This window comes from Priestia sp. TRM10 (assembly GCF_057808375.1).
In genome coordinates, this window is the sequence record NZ_JBJZOT010000009.1 from 1 (window position 1) to 26,762 (window position 26,762).

Consider the following 26,762-nt stretch of genomic DNA (forward strand, 5'->3'; position numbering starts at 1 on the left):
TCCGCATTTCCTCATGCAACCGACAGGCTCGTTACCAAGCATGCCGTTTCGGATGGAGATTATCTTTGCGTCTAGATGAGTAGCGTTAGCTACACTGTAAGAAAGCGACTTCTTGTCGCACCATAATATTGATTCTAGGAAGTGCAAACACCAAATTCTTATAAAATACTAAAAATAAGACCAGATATCATGTAGAAATCTGGTCTTATTTTCAAAATTCATTTAATTAGCTGATATAGGGCGTTTAAAGAAAGCAACTAGGCGACCGTCATAAGGGCCTACTGATGTTAACTCCCATCCTTGTCTTCCCCATTTTGAAAGAGCATAGTCAAGATAACTTACTTCCAAGGCAGCCTGATTAGAGTTTAAATAATCACTGATTCCTGTTTCTGTACTATATTCCCACTTTAGAACATCTGTATTTTCTCTATTCTGAGGAACGAATCCATGATCCTTCTTATTTAGGCGTATAGAGGCTTGAGAAATAGCTTTTATAATCGCCTCTTTTTCTATTTCGTCTAATGAAAAGAAAACAGGAGCACTCGGAACATCAAACTTAGTATGGGAGTGAAACATTCGTAATACAAGTGTTCCTAAAGACGTTTCATCTTCTTTTTTTACTACACACCAGATACATCTTTCACGCTCTTCTGGTGGTCCCCAGTGTTCTATAGAGTTGGGCATAATGAAGCCAGGCTTTATATTTAATCCTGCATCTGTTAGTTGCTTTAGAATAGGTTTTAGAAGCTTATTTAAATACACTCCATAAGCAGGTTCACCTATTGTTTGAAAATGGTCTATTAATTCATCATGATTTTCTTTTAAAATCAAATCCCATTGCTGCTGTACAGATTGATTCATATATCTGGCTAGATTTCGAATCGTAATCTCTTTATTGGATGAGAAAAATTCATTCCACTTTTTCACTTTCCACAACCCCTTTTTCATTTATCCATCATGATTTAGTGTATTCGTCTATCATTCTCTTTCATGTATAGATGTATAATGACTTCAAGGACATATCTAAGTTGGTTTAGCCTTTTTATTAATTCATTTCACCGCCCCCACTTACTGGTGTATAACTTCCTGTAATATAAGAACTATCATCGCTCGCATAGAAAGCAATGGTTTTTGCAATATCTTCAGGACGACCAAGTCTTCCAAGTGGAAGGAAAGATTCTTGTTGTTGTTTAAATTCTTGTGGTAGATTAGCCGTAGCATCCGTTTCGACTAAACCTGGAGAAACAATATTTGCTGTAATCCCTTGCTTTCCTACTTCTTGGGCGATATATTTCACAAAACTATTCAGCCCTCCTTTAGATGTTCCATGGGCGATAAAAGCCGGAGCTGGATGATTGCTTAAGCCACTTGATACATACACAAGTTTTCCATACTGTTGTTTTTTCATATAAGGCAGTACGACTTTGGTTGATACAAATGCAGCCTGAAGTTCATCATTTGTTTTTTGAATGAATTCTTCCCATTCCATCTCTTCAAATGTTTTTTTAGGAAAACTCATGCCCGCATTATGAACAAGGATATCTACTGTTCCATATACTTTTACGGTCTCTTCCACCAGCTGACTCATTTGTTCCATATTTCTAGCATCAGCTTGTATAGCGATGGCTTGGCCACCTCTTTTTTGAATAGCCTCTACAACTTCTTCTGCTGCAGTTGCACTTCTTGCATAGTTAACCACTACTTTTGCTCCACGCTGAGCTAATAATTTGGCTGTTTCTGCGCCAATTCCTCGACTGGATCCTGTTACAATGGCTACTTTATTATTCATTTTTCCTCTCTCCTTTAATATTTTGATTGGTTATAGATTGTTATTTATGATTTTTTATATAGATACATCGATTAGAAACGTCCGATTGGATGTTCTAATCGTGAAATCTCAAGTTATTAAGTTATGCTGCTTGTTCTTCTTCTTTTTTCTTTTTAGGAACCCAGAATGTGACAACCACACTGATTACAGCTATTCCAGCCATAATTAGAAAGATGTCATGAATTCCAGCTGCAAGAGAATGGGAAGCTACTTCTGATAAGGAGTCTGTTGAAACCCCTAATTGTTGATTTAAGAATGCTCCTAGTACGGCTACTCCTAATGTTTGCCCGAATGTACGCACAAAGGTATTCGAAGAAGTAGCGACTCCTCTAAGGTTCCAGCCAACGGCAGATTGTACAACAATTGTAAATGTAGTAATCGACAAACCGAAACCTAATCCCATAATAAAGGTGATACCAAGCATCATCCAGATAGGGGATGATGGGGTAATCCATGTTAAAGCGAATGAACCCAGTGTAACCAGACATATTCCGATAAGGGAAACCGGCTTAGGGCCTACTTTAATTAAGAAGCGACTGCCGAATGTTGCTGCAAGTGGCCAACCAATGGACATGGGGAGTAAGATAAAACCTGAAGCCGTAGCCCCTTTTTGAAGTACATTTTGAATCCATAAAGGAATATAAGTTGTGAGCCCAATCAAAATAGCACTTGCTAAAAAGGCAACAAGATTTGATATTAAGATTTCTCGATAATGAAACAATTTAATAGGAATGATAGGTTCAGGATGCTTCATTTGAATACGCACAAAAACTACAAGAAGAATAATGGATGCCACTAAAAGTACATACGTTATCACAGAATTCCAAGGAAAACTGCTTCCTCCTGAGAGAAGGAGATAAAGTAGGGCTGTGGTACCGATGGTAAACGTAATAGCTCCCCCATAATCAATTTTCCGCTCTTGTTTTTCAATATTTTCCTCTAAGTGTTTTCCAATAATCCACATAGAAATTAGACCAAAAGGAAGATTAATAAAAAAGATCCAATGCCAACTTACATAATCGACTAAAAAACCTCCGACTAATGGTCCAAATAGCCCCGCAATTCCCCAAACGGAGCTAAATAACCCCTGAACTTTTGCACGTTGTTCAAAAGTGAAAATATCTCCGATAATGGTAAAGGTTATGGGAATAACAGCGCCAGCTCCAATTCCTTGAAGAGCACGAAATAAAATCAATTGCCCCATATTTTGTGAAAGCCCACATAATAAGGATCCTAGTAGAAATAAGAAAGTCCCCACTATAAAGACTTTTTTTCGTCCAAAAAGGTCAGCTAGTTTACCAAAAATAGGGGTTGTGACGGCGGAAGTAAGTAAATATAGAGCAAAAACCCAACTAATCAAATCGATTCCGCCTAGTTTTTCTACAATAGCCGGTGCTGCGGTACTCACAATCGTTCCTTCTATCGCAGATAAAAAGGTTGCAATAAGTAAAGCGATGGTTATTTTACGTTGATAGTCGTTCATTCTTTTGTTCCTTTCTTTGCATTTGGTTCAAGAAGTAATGAAGTAATAAAACGCTCAAGCATGTTATCAAACATGTCGAGCTCTTCTTTAGTAAAATCGGCAAAGGTTATATTATTGCTCATCTCTGTTCGAGGTTTCATTTTCTCCATAGTTTCCTTCCCTTTAGACGTAATCCCCACTCTTGTTATACGTTTATCATTTGAATCGGTCCATGTTGTAATCAACTCTGCTTTACGTAAGCGTTCAACCAATCCTGTAATATTTTGTTTTGTGACAAGTGTTTCCTCACATAATTTAGCTAAGGAAATTCCCTCATTTCGATCAATAATCCCCAACAATTGCCACTGTTGGACACTAGCTAACTCTGTGCCTTCTACGAGTTTGAGGCCTGTTCGATTAAGCAATGTAGAAGCTCGAAGGAAGTTCATAATAATTTTCACTTTAGAATCCATAATCATACTCCTTTAAAATAATCAACATGTTGACCATTTTAAAGAGCTTAATTAAAAAAGTCAACATGTTGACCTTTAGAGGAAGGAAATCAAAAAGTCATAAAATCATTAATTGACAAAAATTTTAACGATTGTTGTTTGATAAAAATGCAATCTAAAATAGCGTTGACTAACTTAGGTTTAATACTGCATCTCCATATTTAAATTCACATTCATTGTGAAAAGATTGATTCTGTGTACTAAAATAACGGATTATGTTTTTGAATTTATAAAAATCCGAAAAAATAACGAACACCATTCTTTACGAACAGTGTTCGTTATGATATAACATATTATATACCCGAAATAATAAAATATTTAGGAACAATAATGATTACATTTGATGTAAGTAATCAGATGATGAGAAGAATTCTATTTAAACGAATTCTTTTATTTGTTTATGCCACAACCGAACACTGTTCACTTGTGATTAAAATTAATGACTAGGAGTGAAATACATGATGAATAAACATAAACGTATTGCCATTATTGGTGCTGGTCCTGGCGGATTAACACTGGCTCGTATCTTACAACAAGCTGGGTTTAATCCAGTAATTTTTGAAGGTGAAACCTCTGTCACACAAAGAGAACAAGGCGGTACACTTGATTTAACAGAAGATATGGGACAAAAAGCACTTCAAGTAGCAGGCCTACTTGAACAATTTAAAGAAATTTGCCGTTATGAAGGTCAGGCGTTAAAAATAATGGATAAAACAGCTACTGTATTGTATGAAGATATCGCAAATGTAAATCCAGAGGCTGCTGCAGATTCTCGGCCTGAAATTGATCGTACAGTGTTGCGTCATATGTTATTAGATGCTGTAGATTCAGAGGCTATTAAATGGGGACATAAACTTCTATATGCTACTCCAATAGAAAATGGTCAACATGAACTTTATTTTGAAAATGGAGCTACTGAAATAGTCGATTTAGTAGTGGGTGCTGATGGCGCTTTCTCTAAACTGCGTCCATTTGTTAGTAAAGAAACAGCAGAGTATTCAGGTGTTAGCATGATAGAAATCAATATTTTAGATGCGAAAAAGAATTTTCTTGATATTGTTGAGCTGAATGGTTTAGGTAGTGTATTTGCACTTGATGATTATAAAGGTATGTTAGCTCAAATGAATGGTGATGGAAAAATTCGTATCTATTTAAGTTTTAAAGTATCAAACGACTGGTTACACAATAACGGTATTAACTATGACAATCTAGAAGAAGCAAAACCAGAGCTTCTTAAATTATTCGAAGATTGGGGCTCAGCGCTAAAAAAATATATTCATTATGCAAATGGACCTGTTTTCCCTCGTCGTATTTATATGCTACCTGTAGGACATAAGTGGGAACATAAAAAAGGTATCACACTTTTAGGAGATGCTGCGCACGTAATGTCACCCTTTGCAGGTGCTGGTGCAAACCTTGCGATGTTGGACGCAGCTGAACTCGCACTATCGATTATCAATCATGATAACATGGATGAAGCTGTCTATAATTATGAGTTAAAAATGTTCAAATATGCAGCTGAAATAGCTGCCGAAACTAAAGAGAACATGGATTTATTCTTTGACATTAACGCAGCTGAAAAGACAAGTGAATTGATGAAATCACTTAATGAAGAAGAAAATCAAAATGCTTAATATGAATTTCATTTAAAGAGATCAACTATAAAAAAACTAAAACAAAATGGAGGTGTATCTAAGAGTGGAGATGCAATTGCCAGACTCTTAGAATCATGATGACAAAAACAATTATTGAACCCATAACTTTAAATATCGAAGTACCGGCTTTTCCTGGTGGTCTATGGTCTATTAATCCTAGCTTAATTATAAGTAAAAATGCCGTTGTACTTGTAGATACAGGTATGCCGGGTAGCGAAAAGTTGATTGCTATAGAATTAGAAAAACGTGGTCTATCTATTAGCCAACTAACAACCACTATTCTGACACACCAAGATATCGATCATGTTGGCAGTCTGGCAAAACTTCTTGAAGTTAATCCAACAATTGAAGTCTTTTCACACGAGTTAGATCGTCCGTATATTGAAGGTGATCGACCTCTTATTAAAGAGTTACCAGCACCACTAGATGTTCAATTCAGTGAAGGGTATATAGTACCAACCACCCCTGTTATAAAACGTACATTAGCAGATGGTGAAGAACTAGACATTGCTGGCGGTCTTGTGGTCATTCATACACCAGGTCACACAGAAGGACACATTAGTTTATATCATCCTGCATCCAAAACATTAATAGCTGGGGATGCCATGGTTATTCGTGGACCTCAATTAGAAGGTCCAACCCCTGTGCAAACACCTGATTTAGACCAAGCCTATCAATCGTTAACAAAATTTGCTGATTTTGATATTAAACGTGTAATTTGCTATCACGGTGGTATGTATGAATCTGAAACATTAAATGAAGAAATCGCACAAATTGCTGCAACGGGTTCAGCGAAATAATTATATAGTTTGAGAATATGACGTCATCTAATATAGTGATTTACCTGATTGATTTTGAAAATATGAAGATATATAGGTATGATAAACTATAGGAATTAAGAACAATAAAATCAAATGTTATAAGGTGAATTATGAATAAATTTGAACATGTAAAAAGTCGACGCACACGACCAGCAAAACCACCATTAGGCCTAGATATTATTATAAAAACAGCCTATCAATTGTTATGTGAAGATGGTATGTCAGGAATGAGTATGAGAAAAGTTGCAAAAGCTTTAGACACAGGACCTGCCTCATTATATGTATATGTAGAGAATTATCAAAAGTTAAGTTCTTATGTATTAGATTATGCTCTTCAAGATGTTCAATTAGCAGAGAGTGAAACGGTATTTTGGCAAGATGCCATTATCGACGTGCTTAAATCCTATTTTTTAACATTGATAGAAACACCTGGCTTAGCAGAACTTACTTTAATCACATCGCCTAACGGACCAAATTCTATGAATATTAATGAGTGTTTGCTTCGAAATTTAAAAGCAGGTAATATTAATACACGTAGTGCAGCTTGGGGACTTGATATTTTACTTCTTTATGTCTCATCTCTTGCGGTTGAAAGAGCTCGTCATAATGAAAAAGACAAGGCTTTGGAAGAGTTGGAGGCCTCATATGATGTTTTGGACGAGTCGAAATATCCAATGATTAGTATGCTGAAATCAGAACTATTCTCCGGTGAAGGAGAGGAACGTTTCATTTGGGGAATAAAAGTGATTTTACAAGGTGTACTTTCAACGAAAAAGTAACCCAAATTCATTTTCTTCTATGTATAGCTAAAAAGAGTGTTCACATGAATTTTGAGTGAACACTCTTTTTTCATATATTTTCTAATGTTATTTCGCAATTTCTATAGTGAAAATAAGGCCTTTGGTAGGTAATTTTAGCTAACATAACACACATTCTAGGAAACAAAAAAGGTGTCCCTTAGTAGGTTGCGACACCTTTTTATTCTTTAGTTAACTAATTCTACTTCGTGAAACAAATTAACTCTTTTCTGCTAAGACTATTAAAAACATAGGTCTTCTAATTTCATGAACCATTTCAGGTATACTTTCTAACATTTCATCAGAAGGCATTGGTTCCTTTACTGCCTTGATTGTAAAACCTGTATTAATCAAATCATTCATATAAGTGGAAATTGTACGATGATACTTTATTACATCCTCCGTTAAGAAGGACGTATTACGAATTCCTTCTTCTTGATAATAATCAATAGGCCAATGTAAAGGGTTCCCATCATTGTCGTAGTACCAGTCTTGTTCATTTCTAGAAGTAAAGATTGGATGCTCTACTGAGAAAAGAAATGTGCCACCTGATTTTAAAAAGCTAGATACCTTTTTAGCAACTTCTCTAAATGATTTAATGTAGTGAAAAGCTAACGAACTAATAACCACATCAAATTCCGATTCTTTAAAATTAATATCCTCTATTGGCATTTGGATATATGAAATAGAAGCATCCTCGTTTTTTTCACGAGCTTTTTCAAGCATCTTTTTAGATATGTCAACACCGATTACTGAACGCGCTCCTTGTTCACGTGTAAATTGGCAATGCCAGCCGAATCCACAACCTAAATCCAATACTTTTTTATCTTTCATATCTGTCATTAACGTTTTTAATACATGCCACTCACCAGCTCCCTCAAGCCCTTTGATAGAACGTGGCATTTGTTCATAAGCAGAAAAGAATTTTTCAACATCATATTTATTTTGTTTCATTACTGATAACATCTCCTATATAGTAAAATAGCCTCCTAAAATAACCTAAACGTCTATCACAGGAGGCTATCTATATTCTTCTTACCATTATGACCACTCCACCCTGTTTAAAATGATATCAATTATAATAACACAAAGCTCTACTAGCTATTAAGACGTAGAAAAGTTTATCCTTAGAGGATGTATGGGCTTACTCCTTGCATGGATAACTTTTCATTAACTTGAACCAACTAATTAAGATAGTCATTTCTAGTTAACATAAAATGAGTTATCGGCACTATAATTTAAAATCCTACAAATAGCCATCCACTTTAATGACAAAGGATGGCTATTTGTATTGTTACAGCTCACTTCTATGGGGAAGTTACTGATTTAGTAAAAGGAACAAAATATATTTTTTGTAATGTAAGCCAAAATATTGCGGATACAATAATCATAATTCCAACAATGAACATGATTATAAACAAATTAAAGAATAAATTGAACATAGGTATAGCCATGACAAGTACACCCAATATAACAGAGTAAATACCTGTTAACTTGCAAACTGTATTTAGTTTCTCTGCTTTTTTTAGTTTCACACCACTACCAATAAGAGAAAGTTTTTGTTTGGCACATATTCTATAACCTAAGTAGATAAAAGTTAGACCTATTAGATAAATTGATAATATAAACCAGGCTGGGAACTCAATATCCAATTCACTCCACCTCCGCCCTTATCCTAACTTTTCTTAACTATAGCCAGTCCTTCACATAAGCAAGCAAACCTAATACAGATCCAATTGAAGCTCCAAAAAAAATACTCGGAGCGTATTTCCCTTTAGTTTCGTTTGATTTCCCTTTAATATTATGCATCAATATTCATCCTTTCCTTTATATAACTGATTATATCTTTAATGGAATAAAATTCCTATTATTTCAAGTTAATTCAAGGCTTATACTTATGTATATGATATACAAACTTAGTTAACATAATAGATTTTATAGAGACTTTGTTACTTCGGCTTTCCAAAAGTTCCTATTTACGATATACTTACACCTCATTTGTTACTAAATACATCCTTTTTTGTAAGGTTAAAGTGGGGGTTACTATGTATTTATTATTGCTTATTATTTTATCAACCATTGCTGGTTATCTTTTATTTCTTCTTGGCCCTTTAATTGGAGGAATCGTTGCCTTTGGAATTATAGTAGGCTGCTTACTTAGAGGACTATATTTATTGGAAGATATAAGAAGAAGAATTTCAAAAACATCTCCAAAACCAAATAAAGTAGAAATGGCTTATAACAATTATTTAAAAGAAAAAAGATAAAACATGGTCCAAGTAGTAAAAAAGCGCAAACCTGTTTAATAAAAACGAGTTGGCGCTTTTTTTCTATTATGAACGAGCTTAATGGTCATATCCACTAATTACCTTTTCACTCCATAAGAAGCGAACACAAACATATAGTTCGCAAAGTGAACGTCCATAAAAGTGTAGGTTTACAGCCTTTCTTTTTTATAATAAATCTATCCTTTTTGATGTTCGTTTAACTTAAAAATTAAATTACAAATCTCCTTGAAAATACATACACTTTTACAAACGTTTTTAATAGGAGAATAAGGAAATAAATACAAAGAGAATATAAAAAAGAAAAAAATCTTATTCGTAATTAGAACAGGACTTTTCATTACCTTTATTTACATCAAGGTTTACATATGTATCTTCTATATTATCCATAATATCTTCAAGACCTCCACCATAAAATACACAGCACTTTAAATTAAATGATTTAAACCTTGATTTGTCTTATAACATCACATGACGTTATGGTATAATCAAAGTTCAACAGTTGTTTAAAAGGAGGGAAAACATGAAGCTAAACACTCATAGTTCTACACCTTTGTATATTCAATTAAAACAAACGCTTACTGAAGATATCAATAAAGGCGTTTACTCACCAGGAGAAAAACTACCGATTGAAACAGATTTATGTGATATATATGGAGTAAGCCGTATTACAGTCAGAAAAGCTATATTGGATCTCGTCGAAGACGGTCTTCTTACACGTCAGCAAGGAAAAGGCACATTTGTACAGTACCCAAAAGCAAAAAGAGAGCTATTCGCTGTCAACGGACATGCGGAATATATGTCTGAAATGGGAAAAGTACCTAAAACAAAAATGCTGTCTTTTGGACTTAAAGCAGCAAAAGCAAACATTGCTGATATTTTGTCCCTTTCTCCCGAAAGTGATATTCTTGAACTACAGCGTATTTTATTTTACGATGACCAGCCCCTCACCTTAGAAATTTCTCATTATTCTTTAGAATTGCTACCAAAGTTAAACGAATATGTTCATAATTCTGTTTCAATGTATGAAACAATTAAAAAGCATTATAACGTAACCCCTGTTCATAACAAAAAGTTATTAAACATGGTATTTGCCAATGCCGATGAAGCAAAGCATTTAAAATGTGAAGTAGGAGAACCTCTTTTTAAAGTAGAGAAGGTGGCCTATGATGCCAAAAAAAGACCCATTCACTCTTCTTTTCTTTACTATCCTGCAAATCGCGTCACATTTACAATTGATAGCTCAATGTCAAATGGGGAATAAGAAAAGACTCTGCTAAACTAGGCAGAGTCTTTCTTTATTGAACCATTTTATAATTTGGATTATACTCTCTTCCATATCCAAAAGCTCCATAATTTTGACACGTTTGCGAAGCAACAGTTGCTCCTTTTTGCATTGCTTTAGCTACATCTAGCTCTTCTCCATATGAAGAAAGGAAGCCTGCAATAAAAGAATCTCCTGCTCCTAATGTATCAACAACTTCGGTAGGAATAATCGGTTGTTTGAATATCTTATCACTAGTAGAAAGAAGAGCCCCTTCTCCACCTCGTGTTATACAAACCATTTTTGTTCCTAATGAATGAGCTTTTTTCATTAGTTCCATACACTCTTCTTCAGATAAATCACTTCCTGAGAAAAAGGCATAATGAATGTATGGACACACTCTTTTTAAATAATCATCTTCGTAGTTTGTTGAGAAATCAAACGAAATATCGATAACCTCACTCAATTGTGGTAGACGGTATTCTAAACGACTAAATACACTTGTATGAAGGAGATCATGCTTGCTAATATAATCAATATCTTGCTCATCTAAAATAAGGCCAAGCCTTGATTGAATTCCTCCTTTATTTGAACCTTCAAAAACACGGTCCCCATCTTTATCTAGTGCAACAAAAGCCATTCCATTTTCACCAATTGCCCTTCTTACTCTGCTCGTATCAACTCCCTCTTGCTTCAATGAATCGATAACATGTGCAGCACATTCATCATTTCCGACAATCCCCATATATGCGCAAGGATCATCTGTAAGACGATTATAGAAAACCGCTACATTTAGAGCATTTCCCCCTGGATAAATCTTTCCTTGATCTCTGTAATAGTCAACAACGTTATCTCCAATTCCAATTAATTTCACTGTAAGTCCTCCCTTATTTGACACTTCCACTAGCAATGCCTCTGATAAAGTATTTTTGCATAAATAAAAACAAAATAACGATTGGTGCTGCTGATATTGTTAAGCCTGCTAGCAGTACGCCCCAGTCTGTTTGCAAGGCATCTCTGAACTGCATTAATCCAGCTGGAATCGTGCGTAAGCTATCATCATCAATAAAGATGATTGCAAACATAAACTCATTCCACGTGTAGTACGCTGTCAAAATGGTTGTTGTTAACAAAATAGGCACGCTCATTGGAATAAAAATCCTAAATAAAATACCTATACTTGTACAACCATCAAGACGAGCTGCTTCTTCTAATTCTTTTGGAATGGATAGAAAGTAAGCTCTAATAAGCAAGATTGTCAGAGGTATGCGATATGCCACATAAGGCAAGATCAAAGCCCAATGTGTGTTATAAAGCCCTAGTTTTTGAATAATGTTATATAAAGGAATTAAGCTTACTTGCGGTGAAAGCATTAATCCTCCTAAGCAAATCACAAGAATAAACGTTTTTCCCTTAAATTCAAAACGTGATAATCCATAAGCACCTAGCGCACTAACAAAAACCGTCAATATGCAAGACAAGCCTGTAACGATCACACTGTTTAAGAAATAGGAAGAAATCCCGCTCTCCCATGCGGCTACGTAATTTTCAACTAACCATGTTTTCGGAAGTGACCAGCTGTTTGTGAAGATTTCCTCTGTACTTTTAAAAGAGCTCATCACCATCCATAATAATGGATAAGCAATAATAAGAAAGTAGAAAATCAACCCAGCGTAGACAAATGTTACGCTTTTATATCCTTTCTTTCTTTTTACTCTTTTCACATCACGTATCGTTTCTGGAGTCATCATACTTTGTTTAGGAACTTGCATCATTCATCCCCCTTTCCTGTTTTAAATGCTTTCATTTGAAAGAGTGAAAGAAGTAGCGTAATGATTAAAATAATTGTAGCAATTGCAGAAGCATAGCCCATCATATCTTGAGAAAAAGCCGTTTTATAAAGATACGTACTAAGAACCTCAGAAGAAGTACCAGGTCCTCCCCCTGTTAAAATATAAGGCTCATTAAAAACCGTAAAGGCTCCTGTAAGAGTCAAAATGACAGCAACAAAGGTCATCTCTTTTGTTTGTGGCACTGTAATATGAAAGAAACGACGAATTTTATTTGCTCCATCAATTTCAGCTGCTTCATATAGCTCAGGCGGAATTTTTTGAATAGCAACAATGTACAGCATTGCAATATAGCCGATAGACTGCCATTGAGACACTGCAATAACAGCATAAATAGCTGTATCACTATCTCCTAACCATGGTTTTGCTAGACTTTCTAACCCACTCATTTTAAGAAACTGATTTAACAATCCGACTTCAGGGTTATAAAAAAAAGTGAAAAGTAAAGCAATAACAGTCATCGAGACAACGACAGGTAAGAAATAAACCGTTCTAAAAAGGGGTGAGAACCTACGAATTAATTTATCTTCTAATATAGCCGCAACAACTAATCCTCCGAAAACTTGAAAAACAATTGAGATTACAGCATAAAAAACGTTATTTTTTAAAGCCTCATAAAAGACAGGATCTTTGAAAAGGGTAATATAGTTATCTAATCCTACAAATGCTTTTTCAGGAGAAAAGGTACTCCATTCGTATAAGCTATCAAAAATATTTTGAAAGATTGGAATATAAACAAGCAATAAAAACGCTAAGGCTGGAAGAAGATATAAGTACGGTATTAATCGATTTAACTTCATTCTCGTTTTTTCACTCCCTTATAAAAAAGGAAGGAAGAGTAACTCTTCCTTTACTTTTTAGATTCCGCACGCACGCTATTTGCTGCTTTTTGCACATCCTTCATTACTTGCTTTGGTGTTTTATCACCGTTTAACATAAGTTGTGTTCCTGTTAAATACGCATCCGCAATACGGCTATCAATCGCCATATCAAACCATGGCGCCATTTCCTCTGCTTTTAAGATGTTATCTACAGCATCAAGCTGTTCTGGCGTTGTATTTTCACTATTTGCCGTATTTTGTACAGCACTATATTTCCCAACATCTTTGACAAGCTTATCTCCCATTTCTTTAGAAGCTAGAAACTTAAGAAACTCCATTGCTTCTTCAGGATGCTTTGTTTTAGAAGAAATCATGAATCCTTCCGGTGCTCCTGTTAAGTTGGTTTGATTCCCTTTTCCATCTTCTACTTTAGGGAAATTAAACATGCCTAATTCAAACTTGATTGGTCCAAAAAGCTTAATCTCTGCTGTTTCAGCAAAAATCATGGCTGCTTTTCCATTTGAAAATTGCTGTCTTGCATATTCATGATCAATCGAGTTTGTATTTTTATTAAAATAAGGGGTTAGTTCTTTAAACTTTTCTAGAGCTTGTATGTAGCCTTTGTCTGTGAACTTGCCTGTCTCACTTTTATAATCTTTTGCAAGCACGTTTTCTTTTACAATGCGCTGATTTAATGTGCCAACATAGTGAGAAATTGTCCACGTGTCTTGACTACCAAACTGTAATGGCGTATATCCATTCTTCTTTAATACTTTTAATACGTTGATAAGTTCATCCCATGTTGCGGGTGGTTTTAAATTCAATTTTTCGAAGATTGATTTGTTGTAGAAAAACATTTTTCCGTCCATTGTGACAGGAACACCGTAAATTTTTTGATCTACTGTGTACGGTTTAACTTGGGATTGGACGAGTTGAGAAGACCATTTGGCGTCTTTTTCATAGTAAGACGTTAAATCTAAAGCTTTATTTCCTCGTACAAATTGGCGAGCAAATTCATCGCTCCAAGAGAAATAAACATCAGGCGGGTTGTTTGTTCCAGTCATAACTTTAATCTTATCTTTGTAGGAATCATTTAAAACAGCTTCTGTTTTAATTTTAATATTAGGGTGTTGTTTCTCAAATTCTTTCACAACGTCATTGAAGTATGTTTTTTCTGGCTCTTTTGGCCATCTATGAAAGAATGTTAACACCGTCTTTCCATTCTCTGACTCTGAAGTTGTTTCTTTGCTAGAACATCCACCAAGCAGAAGTGCAAAACTTAAAAGCAAAAGTAACATAACTTTTGTCTTTTTCATTTCTTATCCCTCCTTCAATAAGATCATATACTATTAAGTTATACTATAATGTTATAAAACATTATAGTATAACTCGTAAGTAAAATATACAGATTTTTCAGTATGTTTAACTTAATATTCGACTTTCCACATGTAGCGTCTTTTACTTAAAGGATGATTGCGTGCTTCTGCTAGTTCCTCTGCATACTGTCTGAGGACACGATTTAAAATAAGTGGAGCAATGTAACCTTTCATTTCTTCGTCAATACCTGAAAGGTCATATTCTTTTGCATCGAGTACAGTCAGTTTCTTACCGTATCGTTTTGAGAAAGATAGAGCTCTTTCTTCAAGTGGGCGCGTTTCATCTAAGCCTAGTAAAATCATGAATGGTACATTTTCATCAATAATTTCAAACGGTCCGTGGAAGTATTCCCCTGCATGAATAGCATGTGAGTGAATCCACTGCATTTCCATCAAAATGCAAATGCTGAAAGAGTATGCCGCTCCATAGTTTGCACCGCTTGCCATTGTATAAATCACAGGTTCTTCCTTGTTGGCTTCAGCATATTTTCTTGCGTTTTCTTTCTCATATTGAAGTGCTTTTTCATAAACAGATTGTAAGTTTTCTAGAGAAGAAACAGCTTTAGCGAACTTTTCGTTGTTTTCTACAACAGATAAAACACCGAAAACAAGTTGATAAAGAACACCTAGATTTGTTTCAAATGCATCAACATCATTGCCCCACTCATATTTAATTACGCTATCTGCATTTTGAGCAAGTGGAGAAGTTGGTTCGTTTGTTAGTGCAACAGCGTAAGCTCCTTTACTTTTAGCAAACGTTGCTGCTTCTGCTGTTTCAGGAGTTGTGCCAGACATGGAGCATAAGATGACAAGAGATTCTTTTCCTAGTTGTCGAGGGTTACGATGAATGAATTCATTTGAGCTGTATAAGTCTGAAGTAAGGGTTGTGGCTTCCCGATCTAGTACATATTTTGCTGGATACATAATGGCTGAAGATCCTCCGCATGCTACAAAGAAAATGTTTCGAATGTTTTTGTTTTCTAATTCATTTAACACCGCTTGCACATCACTTTTTACATTTACAACAGTTCTACTCATACTTTCACTCCTCTAATTTTAATTAAGATATATAACATCATGTAATGTTATATATTGTTATATTAAGCTTTAAAGGTGCAGTCGTCAATATATTTATCAGAAAATTTAAAAATATCTTTAAATCTCCTTTTTCTATTTGATACTACTATTTATGGTCGCTAATACACTCTTCTGTATCAACATCAAAGAAGCTAGCTTTTCCTAACTGAAAATGAAAATGAATTGTCTCCCCTATAGTGAATTCTTTTGGAGAATTTACACGAGCTACAAAAGATTGATCTTCTATATGTGTATATAAAATAGACTCTGCTCCAAGCATCTCTACGACTTCTAGCTTTGCCGCTACTTTGGCTGTATTTTCAAGCTGAACATCGCTATAAACAATATGCTCTGGGCGGATACCTATAATGACTTCTTTTTTATCATACTTTCGAGCTTTTAACATTTCTAACTTGCTTTGTGGAATTCTCATTTTCGTTTTTCCGACAATAAAATAGCTGTCTTCAATCATCCCCTTGAAGAAATTCATAGCAGGAGAACCAATAAAGCTTCCAACAAATACGTTTTTAGGATGATGATAGATTTCTTGCGGAGTTCCTATTTGTTGAATTACTCCATCTTTCATGACAACTAAGCGAGTAGCCATTGTCATTGCTTCAACTTGGTCATGTGTAACGTAGATTGTTGTTGTTTGCAATCTTTGGTGAAGCTTAATAATTTCAGCACGCATTTGCACTCTTAGTTTTGCATCTAAATTAGAAAGCGGCTCATCCATCAGAAAAACCTTTGCGTCTCGCACAATAGCTCGTCCTAAAGCAACACGCTGACGTTGTCCACCAGAAAGCGCTTTTGGTTTTCGATTTAAATAGGTTTCTAATCCTAAAATTTTAGCGGCTTCATTTACACGTCGCTTAATTTCTTCTTTCTTTACCTTTTTCAATTTTAATCCAAAAGCCATGTTATCATAAACTGTCATATGTGGATAAAGAGCATAATTTTGAAAAACCATGGCAATGTCCCTGTCTTTTGAAGCAACATCGTTCATTCGTTCTCCATTAATGTAGAAATCTCCGTTTGAAATTTCTTCTAGCCCTGCAATCATTCTAAGAGTTGTTGATTTGCCGCATCCTGATGGCCCAACAAAAACAATAAACTCTTTGTCTTGAATATGAAGATTAAAGTCCTGTACGGCAATATTCTTTTTGTCATACACTTTTCGAACCTTCTCCAAATCTAAAACAGCCATATCAAATCACTACCCCTCTGAATATTCAGACATCTTTTAAAACATTCCTACTTTTTCGTTACTTTCCTTAAAAATAGGTTCTCTAACTTACTCACTATCTTAATGAAATATCGTTTAAGGAGAAATAACTGTGTAAAGTATCATAACAAAAAATATCCAAACTATGTTATATGTTTTTTAAATTTAAGACAAAACCTCCTTAATCTCAATTTGTAAACGTTTCCATGAACCTATTATAGGAGAGGTTGTGAGAAATGTAAATATTCATCATTTAAAAAAATAAAATGCTCTTTTGCCTTCTCTTCTCAAAATAGGTTCAGTAAAAAAAGAGTCGCTTTGAAAAACGACTCCCTTTTTTAAATTTGATTATACGCTCTTTCTAGTATTTCTTGATAATCTTGGGCCGTTATTTTTCGAACATTGCTACTCGTTGAACCGTTTTGTATAGCGAGTTCAACAAGGTGAGCAAAATCTTTTTCTTGTACATTAGGTAAATCTTTTAACTTTGGAATATCTAGCTTTTTTGTGAAATTTTCAATTCCCTCTATCAACTTTTTGACTGCTAGTTCATCCTTATCATCATCTTCAGCAAAAAGCATATAGCGTGCAATATCAGCATGCATTTTTTTATTTTCTTCAGCATTAAATCTTAAGACGTAAGGAAGAAAAACCGCATTTGCTATTCCATGTGGGGTATCATAAAGACCACCAAGCGCTTCTGCCAAGCAGTGCACAGCTCCTACATCAGAAGAACCAAAACAAAGACCTGCAAGTAGACTGCCTTCTAACATGTGAAATCGAGCTTCTTTATTTCTTCCGTCTTCATATGCAAGCGGCAAGGAAGAAACAATTTTTTTCATTGCACTCGCGCCTAGCGCTTGTGAAATAGGGTTTGTTTTTTTACATGTGTATCCTTCAATGGCATGAACAAGAGCATCAACTCCTGTTGCAGCCGTTACTGAAGAAGGAACAGTAAACGTTAATTCTGGATCAAGAACAGCTAAAACGGGACGCAGCACTTCATGTTTTAACGTTATTTTACGATGTGTTGTTGCTTCTGTAATAACAGACGACCGTGTTACTTCTGATCCTGTTCCAGCTGTTGTTGGAACACAAATAAGCGGCGCTATATTTTCGTAGCTTCGCTTTCCATCAGCATAATCCGTTGGCGTTCCTCCATTTTTTCCGCACAGTGCAATGGCTTTTGCAGTATCCATTGCACTTCCTCCTCCAACAGCGATAACGGCATCAGCTGTGAAATCTTGAAATTGCCTCGCTCCTTCTACACAATGAGCAAAACGAGGGTTTTGTGCGACAGAATCAAAGACTGAAACACGATAGCCATAAGCTTCTAAATCGTGTTGAATCGGCGTTACAAGTCCTGCTTGAATAACTCCAGGATCGCTTACAAGCAAGATTGAAGAACCAATCTCTAGAGATCCCAACAACTGTGGTAGCTTTCGTGAAATTCCATTTCCCATTTCAATTCGCGTCGAACAAAAATAGCTGTATGATTCCATTTATATTCCTCCTGTTATGTAAACAAAGTGTTTTCTTTTTATTTCTACTGTTCTACTCTTTTCCCTTTTAACGCACATTTTAACAATTGAAAAAAATAAAATTTAAAACCACGTGGAACATCTTAAACATACCCTTTTAAGAGAATTTATTGAAAATTGATTGTTGACAAAAAATAATTCGTCCTTTATAGTGATTATTAATTCGAAAGACCTAACAAACACAACTACATGTATAAACGCAATGAATGGGAGTAGTAAAAGTTTTTTATAGATTCAGAGAGCTGCGGGTTGGTGCAACGCAGTCTATAAACGCTTTGAACTCGCCCAGGAGCAGCAAGATAGAACGGAGTAAAAATCCCCTATATTTTGACGAATAACCTACGTTATAAGGTATACGAGCAGGATTCGAAAAGAATCAACAAGAGTGGTACCGCGGTTTGCCTAAGAAGCTTATCGTCTCTTTTTTCATTCAAAATGAGAAAAGAGACGATAAGCTTTTTTGTTTTTTAAAATGTTATCCGGCCGGAATAAAATATTGAGATATTAGAAAGCTTGATTATGGAAAGTGGAGGTAAGTGTTATGAGAGACAACCAGAATTTACAACGCACAATGACTTCTCGTCATATTATGATGATGGCATTAGGAGGAGCTATCGGGGCAGGTTTATTTAAAGGAAGCAGTTCAGCCATTGATATGGCAGGTCCCTCTGTTGTTATTGCATATCTTATTGGAGGCATTATTTTATTATTCATTATGCAAGGTCTCGCTGAAATGGCGGTACAAAACAATAAAGCAAGAACATTTCGTGATCTTGTTCAGTCTCATTTAGGCACATATCCCGCTTATTTCTTAGACTGGATTTATTGGAAGATGTGGGTGCTAAACATTGCAGCTGAAGCTGTAGTTTCCGCAATATTCTTACAATATTGGTTTCCACAGTATCCAATTTGGTTTTTGACATTACTTGTTTCTGTACTAGTTACTGTTGTAAATCTACTTTCTGTAAAAGTTTTTGCAGAAACAGAGTATTGGTTAGCTTTGATTAAAATTAGCGTTATTATCTTGTTTATCTTAGCAGGTGTATTGCTTTTATTCGTATCATTTGGCAGTCATGAAGCAGTTGGATTTTCAAATTTAACAAAGCATGATGGATTTTTCCCGAATGGTTCTGTTGGCTTAATTACAGCAATGCTTGTTGTTATTTATTCTTACGGAGGAACAGAGATTATCGGCGTTACGTTAGCAGAAACTAAAAATCCTGAGAAAGTGGTTCCAAAAGCGGTTCGCAGTACGTTAACACGTATTATTGCCTTTTACATTTTTCCATTTTTTATTATCGTCAGCTTGATTCCTTGGAATGAAGTAAATGGTGTTCAAGAAAGTCCGTTTGTAATGGTATTTAAAATGATTGGAATTCCTGGCGCAGATCATATTATGAATGCGGTCATTTTACTTGCTATTATTTCCTCTATGAATTCAGGGTTATACGGTTCATCTCGTGTGCTATATACACAAGCTGTTGATGGTCGCCTTCCAAAAGTATTTGCTAAACTATCAAAAAGAAAAGTTCCTGTTTATGCAATTTTAACATGTACCTCTTCTTTATATGTAGGAGTAATCATTTCCCTTGTTGCAGGAAGTAAAACGTTTGATTACTTAATGGGCTCGTTAGGATATACTGTTCTATTTATTTGGTTAATCATTGGTCTTGCTCATGTGAAGTCACGTAAGAATTCATTTGAAGTTAACTCTTATCATGTGAAATGGTTTCCTTACACAACGTGGGTTGCGATTATTGCTTTGCTTTTAATCTTAGTTGGCGTTATTTTTACAACTTCTTTTATTATTACAAGTATCACCCTTGCTATCTATCTTTTGATTACTTTAACGTATTTTTTCAAACAACATCAAATTCAATAAGGTATTGTGAAAGTGTTGCTTCATATAATTATTGATTAAGTAGACCGTTCTTTATAACTAACAAAAAGCATGGTGGTTATGTCCATGCTTTTTTGTTAGTTTTTTAACCATTGATAGGCATCTATTCCATAGAAAAGTAAAAGCCCGCTGCCCATCCCCCATAAGCTGATGCTTATGACTTGCCACAGCACTATATTTTCTTTTCTCGCACCTGCTGCCACAGATACTAGTGCACTAATATGATTAGCTCCAACAATTGGACCTAAAAGCGCTAGACCAGGTACTCCATACTTATCAAAGTAATGTCTTGCTTTTGCAAACCGTCTTTTTATAGAAGGATAACGGTCATGGTGATTTAATTTATCCTTAATAAGAGTAACAATCAAGACAACAAGTAACACGGAGATAATATTTCCTCCAATACCTAAAAATGCGGTTAAAACGAATGGTAACTCCAATAAAACTCCTAAAGGAACTGCTACATGAGCTTCAAGAAATGGGATAAATCCAATCAAAAAAATCATCCCAAAACGATACATTAACTGCATTTCTTTAATTCTATACAAAATTTCTTCAACCAATCGATCTCCTCCATACTCCCTTTTCAATAGGTAAATCTTACATTTTTCAGTATAAAAGGTGACGTGAGGAGAGGTTCAAGTCATTTTCAACAAAAAAAGAAGTTCATTTTTTGAACTTCTTTTACTTGCTAAAAACTTAATCGACCTATTTTATTACATTCTTGGGCAAACCATAGCGCCCCATCAGATCCTAGGATAATACCATGTGGTTCAGCACTTTTTGTTGGAAGTTGATATTCTTTAAACTCCCCTTCTGTTGTAATGCGCCCAATTTGGTCTCTTCCCCACTCCGTAAACCATAGGGCATCATCAGGCCCCTTTGCAATGCCGTGTGGACGAGCATGTGATGTAGGAATTTTATATTCTGAAATTTCTCCATCAAGGGTGATGCGTCCAATTTGATTCGCATTGATTTCAACAAACCATAGGGCGTTATCAGGACCTCCTGTTATACCAACAGGACCGGCGTTCTCTGTCGGCAAATCAAATAGTGTTATATTTCCTGCTACCGTAATTCTTCCAATCTGGTTACTCTGATTTAATGTAAACCACAGTGCCCCATCAGCACCATATACAATATACGACGGAAAAGTAGCCCCTGCAGGTAAGCTATATTCAGTAATCTCCCCTGACGAGGCAATTTTCCCAATCCGGTTCCCTTTTGTTTCTGTAAACCATACATCACCATCAGGTCCTTTTGTAATGCCAAATGGAGCTGAGTCTTCGTGTGGAAGAGGATATTCCTTTATCTCTCCTTCAGATGTTAAGCGCCCAATTTTATTTCCCTTATTTTCTGTAAACCATAGTTCATCATTATAGGATGACGTAATAAGCAATACACCTGCACCAGCGGTCGGAACTTTTGTATACGTAACCTGTCCATCTAGCGTAATCCGTCCAATACTGTTTGCTTTATGCTGCGTAAACCACAACTCTCCATCCGTCCCTACCGTAATTCCATAAGGACCTGAGTTTTCGAGTGAAAGGTTGTACTCTTTATATCTCATCTTCATAAGGAACCCTCCTTTTTATGTATAGCTTCTTACATGCTTCTTCATAAAAGGAAAGAATTCCTGTATGAAACAGTGCTTCACACGAGTTTTTTCTTTTCAAATCGCTCTAGTGAAAATAGCGAAAGATCTTGCTCAGTCTCTCCTTTTGTTACGAGCTCGCTTAGCGCTTTCCCAATGGCACTGCTAAATTTAAATCCGTGTCCAGAAAATCCAGCAGCAATTGCAACATTTGGATAGTTCGGATGAGAGTCTACAATAAAATCTTCATCAGGGGTCATCGTATACATGCACGTTTTTCCATACTTTAAGCTTGGTTCCTGCACAATAAACTGTTTTAAAAAGTTTGTCAAATCTTGCTCATCTTCCTTATATGCAGAAAACTCTTTTAACGGATCATTAGGGTCTACAGGATGGCCTGTATCATGACGGCCTACTTTTAACCCCGCCCCGTTAATACTCGGAAAACCGTAATACATGCCTTCTTCCGTCTCAAAACCAAAGGCTGGGAACTCTCTTTCGTTATATATTTCTTCATCACTATTAAACCAAGCAAATGTTTTGCGAATCGGCTGTAGCGGTAAGTCTAAATGCAGCATAGAAAGCAGCTCATTTGAATAAGCTCCCCCTGAAACAATAAGAGATTCAGAAGTAAACGTTTCATTATCCGTTTCTACTGTCACCTGTTCCTCACTTACTGTAAGATTTATCACTTTGCGATATGGCAAAAGAGTCGCCCCTTCCTCCTCTGCAAGCTTACGATATGCTTTAATACATCTTTCACTATGAAGAACGCCTGACGTTGGCTCGAAGCATCCTGTTAAATGTTCATTAACTGAAATGCCTTTCCACTTTGCATTCACTTCTTTAGCTGTCATAACGGTTAGTGGTAAATCGTAGGTTTTGGCACTTGAGATGACGTTTTGGACAAATCTCGAATCTTTCGGACCAAGGGTTAAAACACCTGTTTTCGTAAATAAAGTTTGTCCCCATTCTTTTTCAAGTTCAGCCCACAGCTTTTTAGACTGCAATAACAGGGGTACGTATTTTTCTCCTTCACCATATGCATAGCGAATAATCCTTGTTTCACCATGATGACTTCCCTCTGTGTGTGGAGGATCGAATGCATCAAGCAATAATGTGTTCTTTCCGCTTTTTGCTAAATAATACCCCGCTGCCATCCCCATGGATCCAGCTCCAATAATAATGATGTCATAATGCATAGTGATGTCTCCTTCTGTTTTATCGGTTTTTAGTTGATTATAAGATGTATGTATAGAATATTCTCTCTATTATAACAAAAAAGCAGAAGAACTAAATATTCTTCTACTTTTTTGCTACAGTCTATTTTGATTTAAAGCTCTAAAATTCTTTTTGTTAACTCTTTAAATTTTTGGTCAAGTTCCTCATATTCTTTATGTCCTGGAGCTATAAAACTAAGTCTCCCTAATACTTCTTGCCTTTCCGTTTCAAGTTTTAACTTCAATTCTTCTCTATTGTCTCTTTTTTCGGGCACTTTATTGAATTGTTTTTGAATGTTTCCTTTTGTTAATAAGAGGTTCGTCTCTGTTGTTTTCTCAAGAAAATAGCGATCGTGGGAAACAATAAGAAGCGTACCGTTGTAATGAGATAGCGTCTCTTCAAGCTGTTCACGCGATGGTAAATCAAGATGGTTTGTGGGCTCATCGAGAATAAGCACGTCTTTTTCTTCTAATATATACATCATTAACTTACATTTCACGCGCTCACCCATGCTCATCTTTTCAATCGGTTCTTTCCACTGTGAAGACATAAACCCTAAGTGTTTCATTAAGTTTTGAACTTCACCTCTTTCGGCAAACGTTTCCCGGTAAAAAAGTTGCTCTGGTGTTTGTGCAAGAGGCAGGTCAAATACTTCTTGTGTTAAATAGCCGATATGAGCAGATGGCGATATCCATATGTCTCCTTCTGCTGATTCTTCTCCCATTATGATTTTCAGCAATGTTGTTTTCCCACTTCCATTTTCTCCTGTAATCGCTACTTTCTCTCCATGCTGAATCGTAAAATTCGCATTTTGGAACAATATCTTTTCGTTAAATGCTTTTGTTAGCTTTTTAACTTCTAAAAAGCGTTTTCCAACTTTATGGTGAGAAGAAATAGAAAACTGAACCGTATATTCATCTTCGACACGCTCCACTTTCTTTTTATCTAACTCTTTTTCAAGTCGTTTTCTTTTCGACTTCACTTGAGAATCCGTTCTTTTCGCTTTCACACGATGGTATTCTTTAAAGCCTTCTTTTTTAGTGGACTCAGCATGGGCTTTCTTTGACCATGAAGAAAGTTCATCCATTTGAGATTCAATCCGTTCAATCATTTTTTGCTGTTTTTCATATTCACGCTGCTCAGCGCGTCTTCTTTCTTTTCGCATTTTCATATAGCTGGAGTAATTTCCGTGGTGCTCAATAAGCTGTTCGTTTTCAATAGCCCATATTTTAGTTACCACATCATCTAAAAAAGCACGATCATGGGAAACAAGAAGAATTGTCCCTTTATAAGCATCAATTTTACTTTGTAAAACATTTAAACTTTCTTCATCAAGATGGTTTGTGGGTTCATCGAGTAATAAAAGGTCGCTCTCTTCTGCGAACCCATGTGCAAGGCGCGCTTTTAACTTTTCTCCACCGCTTAATTTTGAGAAATCATGGAGCGGCACTCTCCATTCGTTTAAAAGTTTTCGTTGTAATGGGAGTTCATAGGTCGAATTGTACGCTTCCTTTTCCTGTTCAACAAACACAACATTTATATTTTTTTCGAGCCACTGAATATACCCCTTTGTTGGCTGTATCTGCTGATGAATCAGGTTTAGTAATGTAGACTTTCCTGCTCCATTTTTACCAATAATCCCGATTACTTCCCCTTCATGAACCGTTCCATTGATTTTGTCAAACAGCTTATTTTCCGTCACTTCATAGCTTACATTCTGCAATTTCAACATTTCTTTCATAAAATCCGTCCTTTTCTATAATGAGAGGACAAAAAAATCCTCCCAAATTAATTGGAAGGATTAGCCGTACCGATACATAGACAAATAAGCTACTGTAAAATAGCTAAAGAGTTATAAAAGTGGGCAGACTAATCCTATTTTGTGTCATTTGAAATATCCGATTTCAAACTAAAAAAATAAGATTAGTTAATCATCGTCCACCCATCACTCCTTGTCATATTCTTACTATAAGTATAGCATACATTTATGAGAGATAAAACCGTGTATTTACTTTTGAGTCATTAGCCGTTTTTATAATGAACGTAGTTACGCAAATATTCTATATTATCACCATATATAAAATACACTATAATGCCTAGAACTTTGCTCCATGTTAAGTGTGGCATTTTAAGGGAGCCTTTAGTTTGACTAATCCTACATTATACGCAAAAGAAAATATTCATTTATTGAAGTGGGAAAAATACACCAATGGAGAGCATGCTAAAGCATATCTTCTTCCTCTTATGAAAAGAGATTCTCACTATTCCTTGAAGAAGAGCCTTATTTATTAAATAACAAAGTAATGAAGCAAGGACTAAAGGGTTTGTTATCTTGTTTAGGATTTTTTTTAAAAGGAGGAAAGCTGAATAAGGTAATTTATATTAATAACTGACTTCTTTCTACAAATCTTTATGAACCTTTATCAAGGGTTCAAGTAAAAGATATTGTTTCTTTTCTCTCATTAACTTTTCCAAAACATACGCTTTCCTTTCGTTCTGTTCCTTCTTTCTTTGAGTAGCGTTTTTATAAGATGGTTAAGGACGGTTTATTCTTTTCATAAACTTTAAGCTTGAAAAAAAGACCATCTGGACGGTATAATTGTCAAAGAATAAAAAAGACCGTCTGGACGGTTTTATAGAGGTGATTTTATGACTGCAAAATCTGAAGCAAAACGAATGCTTATTTTAAAAGCGGCTACAGAGTGGATTCTTGAACATGATTTTCACAATTTAACACTTGAAGCAGTTGCTAAAAAAGCAGGCATTAGTAAAGGTGGGCTTCTTTATCATTTTCCAAGTAAAGAAGATTTATTAGTTGGCTTAACACAATCTATTTTTGAGGAATTTACACTGTTGCTGGATGAAAAAGCAGAGAAAGATCCCATTAAAAAAGGAAAATGGTCTAGAGCTTATATTGAGCTTTCAAAATGGGATCTTGAAAATAACTCAAAGCTTAATGTGGCGGTAATGGCTCAGTCGCTTTTGAATCCAGAAGCTTCTAAAACAATGGTTAAAAGCTATGAATATACTCAAGATCGGCTGTTAAACGATGGAATAGACCCTGTTATAGGAGCTATTATTCGCCTAACGATAGACGGTCTTTATTATTCACAACTGCTCGATATTGCTCCGATTGAAAAAGAGTTAAAAAATGAAACGTTTGAAAAATTATATGAAATGACAAAGTAAGGAGGATTGGAATGAACGCTATCATTCTTTTAGCTTTTGCGATTATATGTGAAGTTTTTGGCAGTACAATGCTCAAAAAGTCAGAAGGATTTAAGAAGGTTTTGCCTTCGATAGGAGTTGTAATAGGAATGGGACTCGCCTTTTATTTTCTATCTTTAGCCATTCGTACTCTTCCTATAGGAACGGTTTATGCGATATGGGCTGGCGCTGGTACTGCTTTAACTACGCTTGTCGGCGTAGTTGTTTTTAAAGATCATTTTAATCTAAAAAAAGGAATCGGATTAGCTTTTATTATCTGTGGTGTTATCGCCTTAAAAATCTCTACAGGTCAAGCTCATTGATTC

At 35.5% G+C, this 26,762-nt stretch carries 25 protein-coding genes and 1 other annotated feature; of the genes, 8 read left to right on the plus strand and 17 right to left on the minus strand.

All coding sequences use genetic code 11. The features are described 5' to 3' along the window. Positions 1-222: 222 nt before the first annotated feature. The 4 genes from ACK3CR_RS06950 to ACK3CR_RS06965 all read right to left on the minus strand — a co-directional run bounded on the left by ACK3CR_RS06950 (position 223) and on the right by ACK3CR_RS06965 (position 3,763). The gene (locus ACK3CR_RS06950; RefSeq protein WP_488975137.1) at positions 223-927 is read right to left on the minus strand and encodes a DUF6022 family protein; all 705 of its coding nucleotides are present in this window, start codon (positions 925-927) and stop codon (positions 223-225) included. A 118-nt stretch (positions 928-1,045) separates the two neighbouring features. Then, entirely contained in the window at positions 1,046-1,789 is a 744-nt protein-coding gene (locus tag ACK3CR_RS06955; protein WP_488975138.1) for an SDR family NAD(P)-dependent oxidoreductase, read from the minus strand. Between the two features lie 121 nt (positions 1,790-1,910). Beyond that, positions 1,911-3,311, minus strand: a complete 1,401-nt coding sequence (locus ACK3CR_RS06960; protein WP_488975139.1) for an MDR family MFS transporter — start codon at positions 3,309-3,311, stop codon at positions 1,911-1,913. After that, positions 3,308-3,763 carry a MarR family winged helix-turn-helix transcriptional regulator gene (locus tag ACK3CR_RS06965; protein WP_488975140.1) on the minus strand — a complete coding sequence of 152 codons (456 nt, stop codon included), beginning with the start codon at positions 3,761-3,763 and terminating at the stop codon, positions 3,308-3,310. Before ACK3CR_RS06965 ends, ACK3CR_RS06960 begins: the two co-directional genes overlap by 4 nt. 497 nt (positions 3,764-4,260) lie before the next feature. Here ACK3CR_RS06965 and ACK3CR_RS06970 point away from each other — a divergent pair, with 497 nt between their 5' ends. The 3 genes from ACK3CR_RS06970 to ACK3CR_RS06980 all read left to right on the plus strand — a co-directional run bounded on the left by ACK3CR_RS06970 (position 4,261) and on the right by ACK3CR_RS06980 (position 7,057). Continuing rightward, positions 4,261-5,436, plus strand: coding sequence for an FAD-dependent oxidoreductase (locus ACK3CR_RS06970; RefSeq protein ID WP_488975141.1), 1,176 nt, complete (start codon positions 4,261-4,263; stop codon positions 5,434-5,436). Positions 5,437-5,534: 98 nt separating this feature from the next. Next, positions 5,535-6,257: an MBL fold metallo-hydrolase gene (locus ACK3CR_RS06975; protein WP_488975210.1), complete on the plus strand. Its 723-nt coding sequence runs from the start codon at positions 5,535-5,537 to the stop codon at positions 6,255-6,257. A 131-nt stretch (positions 6,258-6,388) separates the two neighbouring features. Further along, positions 6,389-7,057 carry a TetR/AcrR family transcriptional regulator gene (locus ACK3CR_RS06980; protein ID WP_488975142.1) on the plus strand — a complete coding sequence of 223 codons (669 nt, stop codon included), beginning with the start codon at positions 6,389-6,391 and terminating at the stop codon, positions 7,055-7,057. Between the two features lie 237 nt (positions 7,058-7,294). On the opposite strand, the gene ACK3CR_RS06985 is transcribed toward ACK3CR_RS06980, so the two are convergent. Together ACK3CR_RS06985 and ACK3CR_RS06990 are read right to left on the minus strand one after the other, a co-directional pair. Then, complete coding sequence (locus tag ACK3CR_RS06985) at positions 7,295-8,029, minus strand: class I SAM-dependent methyltransferase (protein WP_488975143.1); 735 nt, start codon at positions 8,027-8,029, stop codon at positions 7,295-7,297. 353 nt (positions 8,030-8,382) lie between these two features. Continuing rightward, positions 8,383-8,727 (minus strand): hypothetical protein, encoded by a 345-nt coding sequence (locus ACK3CR_RS06990; RefSeq protein ID WP_488975144.1) that lies wholly within the window; start codon positions 8,725-8,727, stop codon positions 8,383-8,385. Between the two features lie 393 nt (positions 8,728-9,120). On the opposite strand from ACK3CR_RS06990, the gene ACK3CR_RS06995 reads away from it, so the two are divergent. After that, the gene (locus ACK3CR_RS06995) at positions 9,121-9,342 is read left to right on the plus strand and encodes a hypothetical protein (RefSeq protein ID WP_488975146.1); all 222 of its coding nucleotides are present in this window, start codon (positions 9,121-9,123) and stop codon (positions 9,340-9,342) included. A 541-nt stretch (positions 9,343-9,883) separates the two neighbouring features. Next, entirely contained in the window at positions 9,884-10,624 is a 741-nt protein-coding gene (locus tag ACK3CR_RS07000; RefSeq protein ID WP_328124081.1) for a GntR family transcriptional regulator, read from the plus strand. Positions 10,625-10,658: 34 nt separating this feature from the next. Here the strand turns inward: ACK3CR_RS07000 and ACK3CR_RS07005 are convergent, their stop codons facing one another. The 7 genes from ACK3CR_RS07005 to ACK3CR_RS07035 all read right to left on the minus strand — a co-directional run bounded on the left by ACK3CR_RS07005 (position 10,659) and on the right by ACK3CR_RS07035 (position 18,475). Then, positions 10,659-11,498 (minus strand): fructoselysine 6-kinase, encoded by an 840-nt coding sequence (locus ACK3CR_RS07005; protein WP_410915144.1) that lies wholly within the window; start codon positions 11,496-11,498, stop codon positions 10,659-10,661. 13 nt (positions 11,499-11,511) lie between these two features. Beyond that, on the minus strand, positions 11,512-12,375 hold the full coding sequence (locus tag ACK3CR_RS07010; RefSeq protein ID WP_410915145.1) for a carbohydrate ABC transporter permease: 864 nt from the start codon (positions 12,373-12,375) through the stop codon (positions 11,512-11,514). Positions 12,376-12,395: 20 nt separating this feature from the next. Then, the gene (locus ACK3CR_RS07015; protein WP_488975148.1) at positions 12,396-13,274 is read right to left on the minus strand and encodes a carbohydrate ABC transporter permease; all 879 of its coding nucleotides are present in this window, start codon (positions 13,272-13,274) and stop codon (positions 12,396-12,398) included. A gap of 50 nt (positions 13,275-13,324) precedes the next feature. Further along, on the minus strand, positions 13,325-14,611 hold the full coding sequence (locus ACK3CR_RS07020; protein WP_243520022.1) for an ABC transporter substrate-binding protein: 1,287 nt from the start codon (positions 14,609-14,611) through the stop codon (positions 13,325-13,327). Between the two features lie 111 nt (positions 14,612-14,722). After that, the gene (locus tag ACK3CR_RS07025) at positions 14,723-15,709 is read right to left on the minus strand and encodes an SIS domain-containing protein (protein WP_243520020.1); all 987 of its coding nucleotides are present in this window, start codon (positions 15,707-15,709) and stop codon (positions 14,723-14,725) included. 145 nt (positions 15,710-15,854) lie between these two features. Beyond that, complete coding sequence (locus tag ACK3CR_RS07030; protein ID WP_328124084.1) at positions 15,855-16,955, minus strand: ABC transporter ATP-binding protein; 1,101 nt, start codon at positions 16,953-16,955, stop codon at positions 15,855-15,857. Positions 16,956-17,311: 356 nt separating this feature from the next. Next, positions 17,312-18,475: an iron-containing alcohol dehydrogenase gene (locus tag ACK3CR_RS07035; protein WP_488975149.1), complete on the minus strand. Its 1,164-nt coding sequence runs from the start codon at positions 18,473-18,475 to the stop codon at positions 17,312-17,314. Between the two features lie 232 nt (positions 18,476-18,707). Beyond that, positions 18,708-18,939 (plus strand) — a binding site (T-box leader). Between the two features lie 116 nt (positions 18,940-19,055). On the opposite strand from ACK3CR_RS07035, the gene ACK3CR_RS07040 reads away from it, so the two are divergent. Further along, complete coding sequence (locus ACK3CR_RS07040; RefSeq protein ID WP_243520014.1) at positions 19,056-20,396, plus strand: amino acid permease; 1,341 nt, start codon at positions 19,056-19,058, stop codon at positions 20,394-20,396. A 95-nt stretch (positions 20,397-20,491) separates the two neighbouring features. Here ACK3CR_RS07040 and ACK3CR_RS07045 read toward each other — a convergent pair whose 3' ends face one another. The 4 genes from ACK3CR_RS07045 to abc-f form a co-directional block, all read right to left on the minus strand. After that, a complete protein-coding gene (locus ACK3CR_RS07045) occupies positions 20,492-20,977 on the minus strand; it encodes a small multi-drug export protein (protein ID WP_328124087.1) in 486 nt (161 codons plus the stop codon). 128 nt (positions 20,978-21,105) lie between these two features. Continuing rightward, positions 21,106-21,990, minus strand: a complete 885-nt coding sequence (locus ACK3CR_RS07050; protein ID WP_488975150.1) for a Vgb family protein — start codon at positions 21,988-21,990, stop codon at positions 21,106-21,108. A 77-nt stretch (positions 21,991-22,067) separates the two neighbouring features. Next, a complete protein-coding gene (solA, locus tag ACK3CR_RS07055) occupies positions 22,068-23,210 on the minus strand; it encodes an N-methyl-L-tryptophan oxidase (protein ID WP_328124089.1) in 1,143 nt (380 codons plus the stop codon). A 131-nt stretch (positions 23,211-23,341) separates the two neighbouring features. Continuing rightward, positions 23,342-24,970, minus strand: coding sequence for a ribosomal protection-like ABC-F family protein (gene abc-f / locus ACK3CR_RS07060; RefSeq protein ID WP_430238260.1), 1,629 nt, complete (start codon positions 24,968-24,970; stop codon positions 23,342-23,344). 908 nt (positions 24,971-25,878) lie between these two features. On the opposite strand from abc-f, the gene ACK3CR_RS07065 reads away from it, so the two are divergent. Both ACK3CR_RS07065 and ACK3CR_RS07070 read left to right on the plus strand, forming a co-directional pair. Beyond that, a complete protein-coding gene (locus ACK3CR_RS07065) occupies positions 25,879-26,418 on the plus strand; it encodes a TetR/AcrR family transcriptional regulator (RefSeq protein WP_243520005.1) in 540 nt (179 codons plus the stop codon). Between the two features lie 11 nt (positions 26,419-26,429). Next, positions 26,430-26,759, plus strand: coding sequence for a DMT family transporter (locus tag ACK3CR_RS07070; RefSeq protein WP_243520003.1), 330 nt, complete (start codon positions 26,430-26,432; stop codon positions 26,757-26,759). The last annotated feature ends 3 nt before the right edge of the window (positions 26,760-26,762 follow it).